Origin of the sequence: Simplicispira hankyongi, assembly GCF_003570885.1 — a bacterium.
Lineage (GTDB): Bacteria > Pseudomonadota > Gammaproteobacteria > Burkholderiales > Burkholderiaceae_C > Simplicispira > Simplicispira hankyongi.
In genome coordinates this window covers 1,119,324-1,133,809 of the sequence record NZ_QXJC01000001.1, presented here as the reverse complement: position 1 = coordinate 1,133,809, position 14,486 = coordinate 1,119,324, and the positions used below count along the sequence as shown (strand labels likewise).

The following is a 14,486-nucleotide window of genomic DNA, read 5'->3' as shown; positions in this document are numbered from 1 at the left end:
ATTGTGCGCCGGGGCACAATCGCGCACTCATGCAAATCCGAGAGCGTGCTATGCACTTTTACATACCCGCGTTGGGCAGCCAGGCCAGTGAGCGCAAGACGCGACGCGCAGGCAAGGCCCGCGCCTTGCCAAACGGCGCAACGCTGCGGGCGCTGGCCTGGCTGCCCAACCCTTCGGGAAAGCCGGGAAAAGGCCCTGCCACTGCGTTGCAGGCCACTTGCGGTGTCCATACCGCGGCGTGTCCTGCGTCTTGTTGCCGGACCTTTTCCCGGCTTTCGCGGGTATGTAAAAGTGCATAGCACGCTCTACGAACTGGCGCTCGGCTGGCGCTATACGCGTGCTGGCCGTGCCACGCGCCGCAACGGCTTCATCTCCTTCATCTCGGGTGTGTCCATGCTGGGCATTGCGCTCGGGGTGGCGGCGCTGATCATCGTGCTCTCGGTGATGAACGGCTTTCAGAAAGAGGTGCGCGACCGCATGCTCAGCGTGGTCTCGCACATCGAAATCTTCGCCCCGGGCGGCGCGGCCATGGCCGACCCCCAGCTCACCATGCAGGAGGCGCGGCGCAATCCGCAGGTGATTGGCGCGGCACCCTTTGTGTCTTCCCAGGCGCTGCTGGCGCGTGGCGAAGACATGAAGGGCGCCCTGGTGCGCGGCATCGACCCGGCGCACGAAGCCGAGGTGACGGACCTTGCCAGCACCAACGCGGCGGCGATCGCGAAGCTGACGCCGGGCTCGTTCAAGGTGGTGCTGGGCGTCGAGCTGGCGCGCGACTTGGGCGTGGAAGTGGGCGATCTGGTCACGCTGATCGTGCCGTCCGGCCAGGTGACGCCAGCGGGCGTGGTGCCGCGCCTCAAACAGGTGACCGTGGCGGGCACTTTCAACTCGGGCCACTACGAGTACGACTCGACGCTGGTGCTGCTGCACATCGAGGATGCCGAGCGCATCTTCCGGCTGGAGGGCCCGACCGGCGTGCGCCTGCGCCTCACCGACCTGCACCAGGCGCGCGATGTGGCGCAGCAACTGGCCGGCACGCTCAGCGGCAACCTCCTGATTCGCGACTGGACTCAGCAGAACCGCACCTGGTTCGCGGCGGTGCAGGTCGAAAAACGCATGATGTTCATCATCCTCACGCTCATCGTCGCGGTGGCGGCGTTCAACCTCGTCTCCACCCTGGTGATGACGGTGCAGGACAAGCGCGCGGACATCGCCATCCTGCGCACGCTCGGCGCGAGCCCGCGCAGCATCATGGGAATTTTTGTCGTGCAGGGCGCCATGGTGGGCGTGATCGGCACCTTGGCCGGCCTGCTGCTGGGCCTGGGGATCGCCTTCAACATCGACGTGATCGTGCCGGCCATCGAGCACCTGCTGCACGCGAGCTTTTTGCCCAAGGACATCTACCTCATCAGCAAGATGCCGAGCGACCCGCAGCAGAGCGACATCGTGCCGATCGCGCTGATCTCGCTGGTGCTGGCCTTTGTCGCCACGCTGTACCCGAGCTGGCGTGCCAGCCGCGTCAACCCTGCAGAGGCATTGCGCTATGAATAATATAGCTGTTGACGCATATGGGGCAAGCGCTGGAGGCAAAAAAGGCTTGAAAAATGATGTTGTCTTGCAAGCCCGTGGCCTGACCAAGCGCTTCACCGAAGGGCGCCTGGACGTGACCGTGCTGCAAGGTGTGGACCTTGATGTGTACGCCGGCGAAACGCTGGCGATCGTGGGCGCCTCGGGCTCGGGCAAGAGCACGCTCTTGCACCTGATGGGTGCGCTCGATGCGCCCACGTCCGGCAATGTGCAGCTCCTAGGGCAGGACCTGGCGCGGCGCTCTGCCGCCGAGCAGGGCGCTTTGCGCAACCAGCACCTGGGCTTCGTCTACCAGTTCCACCATTTGCTGCCCGAGTTCAGTGCGCTCGACAACGTCGCCATGCCGCTGCGTATTCGCCGCCTGCCGTACGAGGAATGCACGCGCCAGGCCGCGCAGATGCTGGCCCAGGTAGGGCTGAGCGAGCGCGTGCAGCACCGCCCGGCCGAGCTCTCGGGCGGCGAGCGACAGCGCGTGGCGATTGCGCGTGCCTTGGTCACGCGCCCCGCCTGCGTGCTGGCCGACGAGCCCACCGGCAACCTCGACCGCAGCACCGCCGAGGGCGTGTTCCAGCACATGCTGCAACTGGCGCGCGAGCAGGGCACGGCCTTTGTCCTGGTGACGCACGACGAAACCCTGGCGGCGCGCTGCGACCGGGTGCTGCGGCTGGTGGCGGGACGGCTTCAGGACGCTTCGGATTGAATCCTTCGGCCCGTAGAGGCGGGGACGGTGGGGAAGGCGCTTGAGGGTGCAGCGCTCATTTTTCCGTGGTGAGCCAAAGCGCGCAGGCCAGGATATCCGTTCACCCAACTCGGGGCAGCAGAAAAATGGGCTGCCTGGCCTCCCAACACTCCTTCAATCGTGCTGGTGGCTACCCCCAATGGATCTGGTGGAAATCAAAATCCTCGGTCAGTGTGGGTTTGACAATCTCGAAATAGGGTGAGACATCGAAATCGCGAGGCGCAAACAGCCGGCGGTCGTGGATATGGAAAATGGTCTCGGTCACCGCGTGGTGGCGTTCCGGGTCTTCCTGGCGATCCACGGTGATGGTGGGCAGCAAGGGGTAGCCAACGCTTTGAAACGCCTCGGCAATCAGCGAAGAACAAATGGCACGCGTTGGGTCGCCACTGCCCAGGGCCAGCAGGCGCCGGCGCCAAAGCCCGTGCACTGGCAGGGCCGGCAAAAAGTAGCGTGCCAGGTCGAAGACATTCCGTAGGTCGTACTGCGCCCCCAGCTTGCTGGTGATTTCCATCAGCACTTGCTGCAGGTCGGTAGCACTCAGGCCGATGGGACGGCAGATACGCGTCGGGTAGGTGTAGTAATGCGACAAAGGGCGTTTGCAGACACCGTCAAGCATGTCCGCCTCGATGAGCAGATACGGCTCACCGAGCGCGTTGAACCCGCCGAGTTGCGGGCCGACAAAGAATGCCGCATGCGACCAGGTGGACTGTGTGAAGTACTTGATGACGGTGGAGACACGGCTGTTGCCTTCTATGAGCAGCACGTCGCCCGGTTGCAGTTGTTGTGCGAGCGCTGCGCGGTCCGTGGGCATGCCGGTCTGGATGCTGGTGTGCGGCTGCGACAGATAGCGTGCCAGCGCTCGCCCAAGGGAAAGTAGAAGGCTGTGAAACATGGTGATCGGGTGTACACAGGGTACATGCGCTCGGAGAGTACGCCAAAGCAGCATGCCCAGGGAGCTGCTGCAGGCACTTGCGGCATGATGTTTGCGATGCCCCTCTGGATCGACACCCACTGCCACCTGGACGCGCGTGAGTTCGCGCATGACGTCGATGCTGTGCGCCAGCGTGCCCGCGAGCGCGGTGTCGGCCACATCGTGATTCCGGCGGTGGACGTGCACAACTTCGAAGCGGTACGGGGTCTGGCGCATCGCTACGGCGACAGCTACGCGCTGGGGATCCACCCGCTGTGCTCGCCCGGTGCGGGCGAGGCCGATCTGCAGGCGCTCGAATGCGTGCTGGACGCGGGTCAGCGCGACCCGGCGCTGGTGGCAGTGGGCGAAATCGGGCTCGACTACTTCGTGCCCGAACTCGATGCCGACCACCAGGAGGCCCTGCTGCGCGCGCAACTGCGCCTGGCACGGCGCTTTGATTTGCCCGTGCTGCTGCATGTGCGCCGCTCGGTGGACCGCGTGCTCAAGGCGCTGCGTGAGGTGCCGGTGCCGGGTGGCATTGCCCATGCCTTCAATGGGAGCGCACAGCAGGCCCGACGCTTGGTTGGCATGGGATTCAAGCTCGGTTTTGGCGGCACGCTCACGTTTGACCGTGCGCTGCAGGTGCGCCGACTGGCCCAGGCGCTGCCGCCCGAAGCCATCGTGATGGAGACCGACGCGCCCGATATTCCGCCGCACTGGCTCTACCGCAGCGCCGCCGAGCGCGACGCTGGCGCGCCCCAGGCGCGCAACGAGCCGGGCGAGCTGCCGCGCATTGCCCAATTGCTGGCCCAGCTTCGCGGCGAGACAGCCCAGGCGCTGGCCGAGCAAACTTGCCGCAATGCGCAAGCGGCCTTGCCTAAGCTGGAAAATTTAATGAAAAATGGCCTATAGCGCTTATGAGTAAAGCGTTAGCAGCTATTAATAGAGTAGCAAAAAATACGCCAAGCCCCATGCCTCAGCTGCACACCGGCCTGGCGCCGGTCGTCGGGCCAGGCACCGTGCTGCTGGTGCTGGGCAGCTTTCCCAGCGTCGCCTCGTTGCAGTCCCAGCAGTACTACGCCCACCCGCGCAACCAGTTCTGGCCCCTGTTGGCCGCGCTGTGGCCGCAGCACCCGCAGCCCGGCGCGCACGACTACGCCGGGCGCTGCGCCTGGCTGCTGGCGCGGGGCCTGGGCCTGTGGGATGTGTACGCCGCCTGCGAACGCAGCGGCAGCCTGGACGCGGCGATCCGCCACGGCCAGCGCAACGATTTCTCCCGCCTTGCGGCGCTGTGCCCGCGCCTGGCCGCCATCGCCCACAATGGTGGCGAGAGTGCGCGGCATGCGGCGGTAGTGCAATCGGCGCTTGCCGGGCTGGGCCGCGAGAAGCCGACAATGGCCAGCTACCGCCTTCCTTCCACCAGTCCGGCCCACGCCGCCTGGAGCTTTGAGCGCAAATGCGCGGCCTGGGCCAGCGTGTTTGCCGCCCACGGCCTGATCTGATCTACTATTTTTGCCTGATGGTTTCCACCCGATCCCGCTCCGCCGCCCCTTCCCCACTGCCCGAAGTCAGCGTCTCCGACGATGGCGATGTGCGCCACCTGCACCTGGGGACGCCCTGGATTCAGGGCTCCATGCGCATGGCCGCGCCCTTCGACCTGGAACTCGAATACATCCAGCGCATGATGGCCTGGCTGCTGTTCATTGACCCGGCCAGCGTGCGCGAGCGCCACGCCATGCAGCTTGGCCTGGGGGCCGGGGCCATCACCAAGTTTTGCCACAAGAAATTGCGCCTGTGCACCACCGCCATCGAGCTCAATCCGCAGGTGCTGGCCGTGTGCCGCGCCTGGTTCAAGCTGCCACCTGACGGCCCCAAGCTGCGCGTGGTGCTGGCCGATGCGGGCGAGGAGATCAAAAACCCAATGTGGCAGGGCACGGTGGATGGGCTGGCCGTCGATTTGTACGACGACAACGCTGCGGCCCCTGTGCTCGACAGCGAAGCCTTCTACGCCGACTGCCGCGCGCTGCTGACCGAGGATGGCAGCATGACCGTCAACCTGTTTGGCCGCGGATCGAGTTTTGTGCAGAGCCTGGAGAAGATGGCTTTGGCTTTTGGCGAAGATGCGCTCTGGGCGTTCAAGCCCACGCGCGAGGGCAACACCGTGGTGCTGGCCCAGCGCACGCCCACGCGCTTCAAGCGCGGCGAGCAGGCCGAGCGCTGCGCCGACGTACAGCAGCGCTGGGGCCTGCCGACGGCGCGTTGGGTGCGCGGGCTGCGGCCGGTGCGGCTGTAACGAACCACCGCCTGACCTGCCGCAAAATACGGCCATGACCTCTACGCACGCCGCTACGCACGCTGCCACCCACACTCCCACGCACGCCGCCAAGGCGGACCGCCCCGCCGGCCCGCTGCAGTGGCGGCGCATTGTCGAGTGGCTGCGCGCCGATGGCGTGATCAGCGAAGAGGAGGCCGCGCGCACCATTGCGCGGTGTTCGCAGGCCGAGAGCAGCCAGCACCCGCTGGTGCGCCTCGACAGCGTGGCCATGTCGCGTGCCAGCGACGGCAAGCCGCTCGATATCGAAATGCTCACGCAGTACCTGGCCCAGCGCGTGGGGCTCGACTACCTGCGCATTGATCCGCTCAAGGTGGACGTGGGCAAGGTGGCCGACACCATGAGCGCCAGCTACGCCGAGCGGCACAAGGTGCTGCCGGTGCAGGTGACCCTCAAGGAAGTGGTCGTGGCCACGGCCGAACCCTTCATTACCGACTGGGTGGGCGAAGTCGAGCGCCAGGCGCGCCGCCCGGTGCGCCGCGTGCTGACCAATCCGCTGGATATCCAGCGCTATACGGTCGAGTTTTTTGCCCTGGCCAAGTCGGTGCGGGCCGCGCAAAAGTCGGGCGGGCAGTCTGCCACCAGCAACTTCGAGCAACTGGTCGAACTGGGCAAAAGCAACAAGCAGCTCGACGCCAACGACCAGGGCGTGGTCAAGGTGGTCGACTGGCTCTGGCAGTACGCCTTTGACCAGCGCGCCAGCGACATCCACCTCGAACCCCGGCGCGAGCAGGGCGTGATCCGCTTTCGTATCGACGGCGTGCTGCACCCGGTCTACCAGATGCCGCTGGGGGTCATGAGCGCCATGGTCGCACGCGTCAAGCTGCTCGGGCGCATGGACGTGGTGGAAAAGCGCCGCCCGCAGGATGGCCGCATCAAGACGCGCAACCAGCGCGGCGACGAAGTCGAAATGCGCCTGGCGACGCTGCCCACTGCCTTTGGCGAGAAGATGGTGATGCGCATCTTCGACCCCGATACGGCGGTGAAAGACCTCGACGCCCTGGGCTTTACGCCCCACGACGCCAAACGCTGGGAAGAGCTCATCAAGCGCCCGCACGGTGTGATTCTGGTGACGGGGCCCACGGGTTCGGGCAAGACGACCACGCTGTATTCCACGCTCAAGCGCGTGGCCACGGAGGCGGTCAACGTCAGCACGGTGGAAGACCCGATCGAAATGATCGAACCCAGCTTCAACCAGACACAGGTGCAGCCACAGCTCGATTTCAGTTTCTCGGAAGGTGTGCGCGCCCTGATGCGCCAGGACCCGGACATCATCATGGTGGGTGAAATCCGCGACCTGCCCACGGCCGACATGGCGGTGCAGGCGGCGCTCACCGGGCACCTGGTGTTCTCCACCCTGCACACGAACGATGCGCCCAGCGCCATCACGCGCTTGATGGAACTGGGGGTTCCCAGCTACCTGATCCACGCCACGCTGCTGGGTGTGCTGGCGCAGCGCCTGGTGCGCACGCTGTGCAAGCAGTGCAAGCAGCCCGACGAAGCCGCCTCGCAGGAGGCCCTGGCCGAAGCCGTCAAGCCCTGGAAGCTCTCGGGCGACTACCGGCCGTTCAAGCCGGTGGGCTGTGTGGATTGCCGCATGACGGGTTTCAGGGGGCGCATGGGCCTGTACGAACTGCTCAGCGTGACCGACAAGTTCAAGCACGAACTGAACAAGGAGCCATCGATTTCCGCCCTGCGCCGCCAGGCCGTCAACGATGGCATGCGCCCGTTGCGCCTTGCTGGTGCGCTGCGCGTGGCCGAGGGCCTGACCACGCTGGAGGAAGTGCTCTCCGCCACCCCGCCGCTGGAGCTCAAATGATGCGGCTGCAGGGCAGGCCAGAGCGTGTCACCACCCTGCCATGAAGGCCAAGACCCTCCACAAGGCGCCCTCGCGCAACCAGCGCCAACGCCAGGCAGCGAAGGCGCCGGCCCCTGACCGGCTCTCGCCCGCCGACCGCTACCAGGAGCTGTTTGTTGCCGTGCAAAGCGGCGGTGTGTTTGGCGACAGCAAAACCTTTGTCGATTGCGCGCCGCGCGCCGATCCGGCAGCCATCCTCGAGGCCTACCGCGCCCAGCACCGCAAGCCCGATTTCGACCTTGCCGCCTTCGTGCACCGGTATTTCAAAATCAGCAAGCTTGCCAAGTCCGAGTACGCATCGGTGCCGGGCCAAAGTCTGTGTGGGCATATCGACGCGCTGTGGAGCGTGCTCACCCGCCACCCACGCAAGCACGCCGCGCGGTCTTCGGCCTTGCAGTTGCCGCAGCCCTACGTTGTCCCAGGCGGGCGCTTTGGCGAGCTTTATTACTGGGATTCCTACTTCACCATGGTCGGCCTGGCCGCCAGCGGACGCAGCGAGCTGCTGGGCGACATGGTGGCGAATTTTTCCTACCTGATCGACACCTATGGGTTTGTGCCCAACGGCACGCGCAGCTACTACCTGAGTCGCTCGCAGCCGCCGGTGTTTGCGCTGATGCTGGAGCTCGCCGGCCAGTACGGCGTGGCCAGCCCGGCGGACCATATTGGCCAGTTGCAGCAGGAGCACGCGTACTGGATGGCCGGCGCGCACGAACTGGCCCATGGCCAGGCCGCGCGCCGCGTGGTGCGGCTGCCCGGCGGCGTGCTACTCAACCGCTATTGGGACGATCGCGATACGCCGCGCGAAGAGTCCTGGCTGGAAGACGTGGCCACTGCGCACGCCGGTCAGCGCGAGCCGCAGGACGTTTACCGCAATTTGCGCGCCGCGGCCGAATCGGGCTGGGACTTCAGCAGCCGCTGGCTGACCGAAGAGGCTGTGCTCGGACCGCAGGACCATTCAAGCACCCACGTGCGCGCAGCTTCGGCCGCCACATTGGCGGCTATCTGCACCACCGATATCCTGCCGGTGGACCTCAATGCTTTCCTCTACAAACTGGAAACCACGCTGTCGGTGCTGTCCCATGGCGCGGGCGATGCGGCAGCGGGCGAGTCCTATGCCGCGCTTGCAAAGGCGCGGCGCGAAGCGGTGCTCTCGCTGTGCTGGGATGCCGGGCAGGGCGCTTTCTTCGACTACGACTGGCGCAAGGGCGAGCGCCGAAGCTGTCTCACCGCCGCCAGCCTGACGCCGCTGTTCGTCGGCCTGGCCGAGCAAGCACAGGCCGACGCCATGGCGAACACGGTGCGCGCCCGCCTGCTGGCCCCAGGCGGGCTGGCGACCACGGAATGCGCCAGCGACCAGCAATGGGACCGCCCCAACGGCTGGGCGCCGCTGCAATGGATGGGCATACGCGGTTTGAGCGCATACGGACACGGCGCATTGGCGCAGGACATCGCCCACCGCTGGCTCACCACCGTCGCCGAGGTTTACGAGGCCGAGGGCAAGCTGGTGGAAAAGTACGCCCTGCGCGAGCTGCCGTGCGGCGAGGCGCATGGTGGCGGCGGCGGAGAATACCCCTTGCAGGACGGCTTTGGCTGGACCAATGGCGTCACCCGCGCTTTGCTGGCCGAGCATCTGGAACATGCAGCGCACGGCGCGCGTGCCCATGCGCACGCCGCGGCATATGCAGGCAGCTCGAAAAATTGAACCCAACCACCCTGGCGACCTGAACGATGAATGCTCCCCTTCGCAAGCCCGAGGCCGCCGGCCCCGCGCAGCACCCGCTGCGCGCGCAGTTGCACAACGAAATCCATGCCCGCCCACCCGAGCCCATCACGGCACCGGTGGCCTGCCTGCACATCGTCATGCTGGCGGATGAAGCAGGCCGTGAAGCCAGCCGCGTGCACCTGGCCGCGCTCCTGCGCGACCACCACGCACCCCAGCCCGACGCGCACACCACCCACTTGCGGCTCGACCTGGGTGCGTTTCGGATCCGATGGGAACTGCATACCGAGTTCGTCGCCTGGACCTTCACCGTGCCGCTGCAGATGCAGGGCTTTGGCGAGCGTGAGCCGCTGGGCGCTGGGGCCGCCGTGCCGCGCGATTGGCTTGCCGGCCTTCCCGGCCAGTGCCTGTGCAGCATGAACCTGTGGGCGCTGCAGACGCGCGAGTTCGCCAGCGACGCCAGCCTGGTCGGCCAGGTGCTGCACGAAGACACGCTGGTCGCCTCCACCGTGGCGGGTGGGCACGGCGAGGTGTACACCGACTTTGCCATCCACGCCGACGGCAGCTCGCGCATGGTGCTGCTGGTGGGCGGCATGACGCCGCGCCGCGTTGGCCGATTGGTGCAGCGCCTGCTGGAGATTGAAACCTACCGCATGGCCGCCCTGCTGGGCCTGCCGGCAGCGCGCGATGCCGCCCGCGAGCTGGCCAGCGCCGAGAGCGAACTGGCGGCGCTGGCCGACGCCATTCGCAGCGCCGACAGCAGCGCCGAGGCCGGCCTGCTCGACCGCCTCACCCGCCTGGCAGGCCAGGTCGAGAGCCAGTTTGCCGCCACGCATTCGCGCTTTTCTGCCAGCAGCGCGTATTTCGAGCTGGTGGACCGGCGCATTGCCGACATTGGGGAGTCGCGTCTGGCCGGCATGCAGACGATTGCCGAGTTCATGGACCGGCGCCTCTCGCCCGCGCGCGCTACCTGCGATTGGGCCGCGCGCCGGCAGGAGGCACTCTCGCGCCGTGTCTCGCGCATCAGCAACCTGCTGCGCACGCGGGTGGAAATCGAGCAGCAGCAAAGCAGCCAGGCACTGCTGGCGAGCATGAACCAGCGCCAGGACCTGCAACTGCGCCTGCAGGCCACGGTCGAAGGCCTGTCGGTGGCGGCCATCACCTACTACATCGTCGGCTTGGTGAGCTACCTGGCCAAGGGCGGGGAAAAGATCGGCTGGCCGCTGTCTCCCGAAATCACGGCGGCGCTGGCGATCCCTGTGGTCGCCCTCTCGGTCTGGTGGTCGCTGCGGCGCATGCACCAGCGCATGTTCCACGCCAACCACTGATTTCCTTCCCATGCCACGCATTGTTTTCGAGCTTCCCGCGCATTTCAGTTTCGAGACCGAGATGCAGATCTACATCAGCCACGTCAACCAGGGTGGCCACCTGGACAACGCGCAACTGCTCACGCTGGTCTCCGAGGCGCGCGTGCGCTTTTTCCAGTCGCTCGGTTATCGGGAGGCCGGTGTGGAAGGCTTGTCCATCGTGGTCGGCGACATCGTCGCGCAGTACAAATCCGAGGGCTTTCACGGCGAGACGCTGCGCGTGCAAATGCTGCCGACCGACTTCAACAAGTACGGCTTCGACCTGGTGTTCTGCATGACCGAGCGCAGCAGCCAGCGCGAAGTGGCCCGCGGCAAGATTGGGGTGGTGTTTGTGGACAAGCAAAGCCGCGCGGTGGCGCGCGTTCCGGCCGCGTTTGTCGAGCGCTTGAAAATTTAAGCAAAATATGCCCGAAGCGCTTATCCCATCTGCGCAAGCAGCTACCAAAGACAGAGCAATTGGGCTGACCCTTGCGCTGTTCGGTGCGGTTGCCTTTAGCGGCAAGGCCATCATCGTCAAGCTGGCCTACCGCTACGGCGTGGACGCGGTCACGCTCATCATGTACCGCATGCTGTTCGCGCTGCCGCTGTTTGCCACCATGGCCTGGTGGGCGAGCCGCGGCAAGGCCGCGCTGACCCGCAGCGACTGGCTGGGCGTGCTGGGCCTGGGGTTCTCGGGCTACTACCTGGCGAGTTTTCTCGATTTCGCTGGCCTTGCGTACATCACCGCCAGTCTGGAGCGCTTGATTCTGTACCTCAACCCGACCGTGGTGCTGCTGATGGGGCGGGTGCTGTATGGGCGCGGTGTGCGCGCAGGCCAGTTGCTCGGCATGGCGGTGAGCTACAGCGGCGTGGTGCTGGTGTTTGGCCAGGAGGCGGTGCACCAGGGCACGGGAACGGCGTGGGGCGCGCTCCTGGTGCTGGGCAGCGCGGTCAGCTACGCGGTGTACCTGGTCTACAGCGGCGAGCTGGTCAAGCGCCTGGGGTCGCTGCGGCTGGTGGGCCTGGCGACGACGGTGGCCTGCTTGCTGTGCCTGCTGCAGTTCGTGGTGCTGCGCCCCCTGAGTGCGGCGCTGGTGGCGCCGCAGGTGGTGTGGCTCTCGGTGCTCAATGCCACGCTGTGCACGGCGGTGCCGGTGCTGATGGTGATGATGGCCATCGAGCGCATAGGCGCCAGTGCCGCCGCGCAGACCGGCATGGTGGGACCGATGGCGACCATCCTCATGGGCGTGTGGCTGCTGGGCGAGCCGTTCACCGCTGGCGTGGCGCTGGGGACGGTGCTGGTGATCTGCGGCATTTTCGTGTTCTCGCGTGCCTCGCGCGCGCCCGCAAGCTGAGCCGCTATTTCTTCTTGTGCCGTTTGGCCGGCTTGGCGTCGGTTGCCGGAGCCACGGCAGCGGCCACTGCCGGCGCGGCGCTGGCGCCCCCTTGCAGGCGCTGCGCAATGGTGACCGGCGCGGCGCCGCTCAGGCCATCGAGCCGGTTGCCCATGGCCTGCTGGAGCTGGTCCAAGCGCTGCTCGGCTGGCGGGTGTGTCGCCAGCGCCAACGTGAACTGGGGGTTGCCTGGCGCTGCGGCGCGCAGCACCTGCAGTGCAGCGGGAAGGCCGTAGGGGTCGAAACCGCTGCGCGCGGCCAGGGCCACGCCGCGGCGGTCGGCTTCGAACTCGTCGCTTTGGTCCAGGCCGCGCGCATACAGGTTGCGCCCGAGCGCCAGGATTTGCGACGCCACCAGATTGCCCACGCCATTGGTGTGAATCTGCGAGGCCACGAGTTGCGTCAGCATGCCCGATTGCGCTGTCTTGCGCATGGCCTGCAAATGGTGGCGTTGGGTGACGTGGGTGATTTCATGGGCCAGGATGCCGGCGAGCTCGGATTCGTCGGCGCAGCGGTCGATCAGCCCCTTGGTGACGAACACATAGCCGCCCGGCGCCGCAAAGGCGTTGTAGCCGGTGTCGTCCAGCACCACGAAGGTCCAGGGCAGGTTGGGGCGCTCGGACTGCAGGCTGATCCAGCGGCCCAGTCGGTTGACATAGCGCTGCAGCCGCTCATCGGGGTAGAGCGGCTTGCTGCCCAGCAGCACCGCGGCGAGCTGGCGGCCGATGTCGATTTCATGCGGCTCGTCGATGGTCTCCACCGAGCGGCTGAGCAGGCCCATCAGGTCGTCGCCCTGGCTGGCGGCAGGGGCAGCGTTGTTGCCCGTCAAAGTACCCAGCAGGTTGCCTGGCGATGCGCTTCCCGCCCGGCTGCCCAGCGAGTTGAGCAGGTTCATCACATCCTGCGCCTGGACCAGGGCAGGCATCAGCGCCAGGGCGGCGCAGGCGATCGCCGCCCGGATCATGGGCTGGAGCGCGGCACGTGGAATTTGAATCGTGTGCATGGCACCCCCTTCAGTTGGGACTGATGTTTTCGTTCATCGGGCTGATGCGGCCAGCAGGCGCCGATGTGGAGGCGGGAGGCGCGGGCTCAGGCAATGCCGCGACCTGGTGCGCCTGCAGTGAGGCGGCACCGGCGAAACGCCTGGCCTGTTCTGCATTCACGCGCTGCTGCTCTGCCTGAGTGACGGCGGCAGGATTGGGCTGCGCATTGGCAATGTCCTCGGCATCCAGCCCCCGGATGCCCGCGGTGGAGGTGGCCGTGGTCGTGCCCGTGTTGCCGCCAAACAGACTGCCCAGGCTGCGCAAGCCGTTGGTCGCGGCATTGCCGGATGCGGGCGCCGCGCTGGCGCGCGTGCCCACGTCAAACATGGGCACCCAGCCGACAGTGCCCTGCGGCGTGCGCACCTTGATCCATGAGCCCTTGCGTTCACCGGTGCGCTCCACCGGGCTGTCAGCCGCCAATGCGCCCAGGCTGGCGCCGGTGGTGCCGGGTGCGTCGCGCAGCTCGGTGGCGCGCTGGATCACGGAGGCGTCCTGCTGGGCGTGGGCTGGCAAGGCCAGTGCAGCGCCCGCAATGGCTGCCGCCAGCAGGGCGCGCGAGATCGGTCCGGGTTTCATCAAACAGTCCCCTTATCATGCGTTGGCGCCACGGATGGTGGAGCGAGGGGATTGTTATGGATTTGGGTATTGCCGGCAAATGGGCCTTGGTGTGTGGCGCGAGCAAGGGTCTTGGTCTGGGCTGCGCGCGGGCACTGGCACGCGAAGGCGTCAACCTGGTGATCAATGCAAGGGGGGCGCCCACCTTGCAACAGGTTGCTATTGAATTGAAAGCTGAATATCGAGACGGTATAAGCGGTGGAGGCCAAAAACCCTCGAATATTTCGGTGCTGACGGTGGCTGCGGACATCACCACCGAGGCAGGCCGCGAGGCTGCGCTCTCGGTCCCCGGCGGGCCGGGGAAGGATTTCGATATCGTCGTCACCAATGCGGGCGGCCCGCCGCCGGGTGATTTCCGCGATTGGGACCGGGACGCCTGGATCGCCGCCCTGGACGCGAACATGCTGGCCCCCATCGCGCTGATCCGCGCTGCCGTGGATGGCATGGCCGAGCGCGGCTTTGGCCGCATCGTCAACATCACGTCGAGCGCCGTGAAGGCGCCCATTGATATTCTGGGCCTGTCCAATGGCGCACGCAGCGGGCTCACGGGCTTTGTGGCCGGTGTGGCGCGCAGCCCGCTGGCGGCGCATGGCGTCACCATCAACAACCTGCTGCCGGGCAAGTTCGATACCGACCGGCTGGCCGCCACCTTTGCCGGCGCCGCCGCGCGCAGCGGCAAAACAACAGAGGAGGTGCGCCAGGCACAGCGCGCCAGCATTCCCGCAGGGCGCTTTGGCCAGGCAGACGAGTTCGGCGCTATCTGTGCCTTCCTGTGCAGCGTGCATGCGGGCTATCTGACCGGACAAAACGTGCTGGTGGATGGGGGCGCGTACCCCGGGGCGTTCTGAAAAAAACCACCGTCCACCTGTCTGGACAGGAGCCGCCAGTGGTGCAGAATGGCCCGATGCTGGAGCCCAATGTGCACCTTCGATGTCTTTGAAATGC

The 14,486-nt window shown here is 66.5% G+C and carries 14 protein-coding genes; 11 read left to right on the top strand and 3 right to left on the bottom strand.

Annotated features, from left to right (window positions below):
• The first annotated feature begins 291 nt into the window (after positions 1 to 291).
• Positions 292 to 1,548 carry a lipoprotein-releasing ABC transporter permease subunit gene (locus D3F03_RS05175; protein WP_119108224.1) on the top strand — a complete coding sequence of 419 codons (1,257 nt, stop codon included), beginning with the start codon at positions 292 to 294 and terminating at the stop codon, positions 1,546 to 1,548.
• Positions 1,541 to 2,284: a lipoprotein-releasing ABC transporter ATP-binding protein LolD gene (gene lolD, locus D3F03_RS05170; RefSeq protein WP_119108223.1), complete on the top strand. Its 744-nt coding sequence runs from the start codon at positions 1,541 to 1,543 to the stop codon at positions 2,282 to 2,284. The genes D3F03_RS05175 and lolD overlap by 8 nt, the downstream gene beginning before the upstream one ends.
• Positions 2,285 to 2,453: 169 nt before the next feature.
• On the opposite strand, the gene D3F03_RS05165 is transcribed toward lolD, so the two are convergent.
• Positions 2,454 to 3,215: a lipo-like protein gene (locus tag D3F03_RS05165; protein WP_119108222.1), complete on the bottom strand. Its 762-nt coding sequence runs from the start codon at positions 3,213 to 3,215 to the stop codon at positions 2,454 to 2,456.
• Between the two features lie 96 nt (positions 3,216 to 3,311).
• On the opposite strand from D3F03_RS05165, the gene D3F03_RS05160 reads away from it, so the two are divergent.
• The 8 genes from D3F03_RS05160 to D3F03_RS05125 are packed head-to-tail and all read left to right on the top strand — an operon-like array spanning position 3,312 to position 11,844.
• Entirely contained in the window at positions 3,312 to 4,145 is an 834-nt protein-coding gene (locus tag D3F03_RS05160; protein WP_119108588.1) for a TatD family hydrolase, read from the top strand.
• Between the two features lie 59 nt (positions 4,146 to 4,204).
• A complete protein-coding gene (locus D3F03_RS05155; RefSeq protein ID WP_119108221.1) occupies positions 4,205 to 4,735 on the top strand; it encodes a DNA-deoxyinosine glycosylase in 531 nt (176 codons plus the stop codon).
• 17 nt (positions 4,736 to 4,752) lie between these two features.
• Positions 4,753 to 5,526 carry a class I SAM-dependent methyltransferase gene (locus tag D3F03_RS05150; RefSeq protein ID WP_119108587.1) on the top strand — a complete coding sequence of 258 codons (774 nt, stop codon included), beginning with the start codon at positions 4,753 to 4,755 and terminating at the stop codon, positions 5,524 to 5,526.
• 34 nt (positions 5,527 to 5,560) lie between these two features.
• Entirely contained in the window at positions 5,561 to 7,384 is a 1,824-nt protein-coding gene (gene tfpB / locus D3F03_RS05145; RefSeq protein WP_119108220.1) for a type IV pilus assembly ATPase TfpB, read from the top strand.
• Between the two features lie 40 nt (positions 7,385 to 7,424).
• Entirely contained in the window at positions 7,425 to 9,125 is a 1,701-nt protein-coding gene (gene treF / locus D3F03_RS05140; protein WP_119108219.1) for an alpha,alpha-trehalase TreF, read from the top strand.
• Positions 9,126 to 9,151: 26 nt separating this feature from the next.
• Positions 9,152 to 10,471 carry a DUF3422 family protein gene (locus D3F03_RS05135; protein WP_119108218.1) on the top strand — a complete coding sequence of 440 codons (1,320 nt, stop codon included), beginning with the start codon at positions 9,152 to 9,154 and terminating at the stop codon, positions 10,469 to 10,471.
• Between the two features lie 10 nt (positions 10,472 to 10,481).
• A complete protein-coding gene (locus D3F03_RS05130) occupies positions 10,482 to 10,907 on the top strand; it encodes an acyl-CoA thioesterase (protein WP_119108217.1) in 426 nt (141 codons plus the stop codon).
• A gap of 7 nt (positions 10,908 to 10,914) precedes the next feature.
• Positions 10,915 to 11,844 (top strand): DMT family transporter, encoded by a 930-nt coding sequence (locus tag D3F03_RS05125; RefSeq protein WP_119108216.1) that lies wholly within the window; start codon positions 10,915 to 10,917, stop codon positions 11,842 to 11,844.
• A 4-nt stretch (positions 11,845 to 11,848) separates the two neighbouring features.
• Here D3F03_RS05125 and D3F03_RS05120 read toward each other — a convergent pair whose 3' ends face one another.
• The gene (locus D3F03_RS05120) at positions 11,849 to 12,886 is read right to left on the bottom strand and encodes a M48 family metalloprotease (protein ID WP_119108215.1); all 1,038 of its coding nucleotides are present in this window, start codon (positions 12,884 to 12,886) and stop codon (positions 11,849 to 11,851) included.
• 10 nt (positions 12,887 to 12,896) lie between these two features.
• A complete protein-coding gene (locus tag D3F03_RS05115) occupies positions 12,897 to 13,502 on the bottom strand; it encodes an SH3 domain-containing protein (protein WP_119108214.1) in 606 nt (201 codons plus the stop codon).
• Between the two features lie 56 nt (positions 13,503 to 13,558).
• Here D3F03_RS05115 and D3F03_RS05110 point away from each other — a divergent pair, with 56 nt between their 5' ends.
• A complete protein-coding gene (locus tag D3F03_RS05110) occupies positions 13,559 to 14,389 on the top strand; it encodes an SDR family oxidoreductase (protein WP_119108213.1) in 831 nt (276 codons plus the stop codon).
• Positions 14,390 to 14,486: the final 97 nt, after the last annotated feature.

What these genes read in the sequence shown, in the direction of transcription:
- lolD (WP_119108223.1), top strand. Translation starts at nt 1,541, where the DNA reads ATGAATAATATAGCTGTTGACGCATATGGGGCAAGCGCTGGAGGCAAA.
- D3F03_RS05165 (WP_119108222.1), bottom strand. Translation starts at nt 3,215, where the DNA reads ATGTTTCACAGCCTTCTACTTTCCCTTGGGCGAGCGCTGGCACGCTAT.
- D3F03_RS05160 (WP_119108588.1), top strand. Translation starts at nt 3,312, where the DNA reads ATGCCCCTCTGGATCGACACCCACTGCCACCTGGACGCGCGTGAGTTC.
- D3F03_RS05155 (WP_119108221.1), top strand. Translation starts at nt 4,205, where the DNA reads ATGCCTCAGCTGCACACCGGCCTGGCGCCGGTCGTCGGGCCAGGCACC.
- D3F03_RS05150 (WP_119108587.1), top strand. Translation starts at nt 4,753, where the DNA reads ATGGTTTCCACCCGATCCCGCTCCGCCGCCCCTTCCCCACTGCCCGAA.
- tfpB (WP_119108220.1), top strand. Translation starts at nt 5,561, where the DNA reads ATGACCTCTACGCACGCCGCTACGCACGCTGCCACCCACACTCCCACG.
- treF (WP_119108219.1), top strand. Translation starts at nt 7,425, where the DNA reads ATGAAGGCCAAGACCCTCCACAAGGCGCCCTCGCGCAACCAGCGCCAA.
- D3F03_RS05135 (WP_119108218.1), top strand. Translation starts at nt 9,152, where the DNA reads ATGAATGCTCCCCTTCGCAAGCCCGAGGCCGCCGGCCCCGCGCAGCAC.
- D3F03_RS05130 (WP_119108217.1), top strand. Translation starts at nt 10,482, where the DNA reads ATGCCACGCATTGTTTTCGAGCTTCCCGCGCATTTCAGTTTCGAGACC.
- D3F03_RS05125 (WP_119108216.1), top strand. Translation starts at nt 10,915, where the DNA reads ATGCCCGAAGCGCTTATCCCATCTGCGCAAGCAGCTACCAAAGACAGA.
- D3F03_RS05120 (WP_119108215.1), bottom strand. Translation starts at nt 12,886, where the DNA reads ATGCACACGATTCAAATTCCACGTGCCGCGCTCCAGCCCATGATCCGG.
- D3F03_RS05115 (WP_119108214.1), bottom strand. Translation starts at nt 13,502, where the DNA reads ATGAAACCCGGACCGATCTCGCGCGCCCTGCTGGCGGCAGCCATTGCG.
- D3F03_RS05110 (WP_119108213.1), top strand. Translation starts at nt 13,559, where the DNA reads ATGGATTTGGGTATTGCCGGCAAATGGGCCTTGGTGTGTGGCGCGAGC.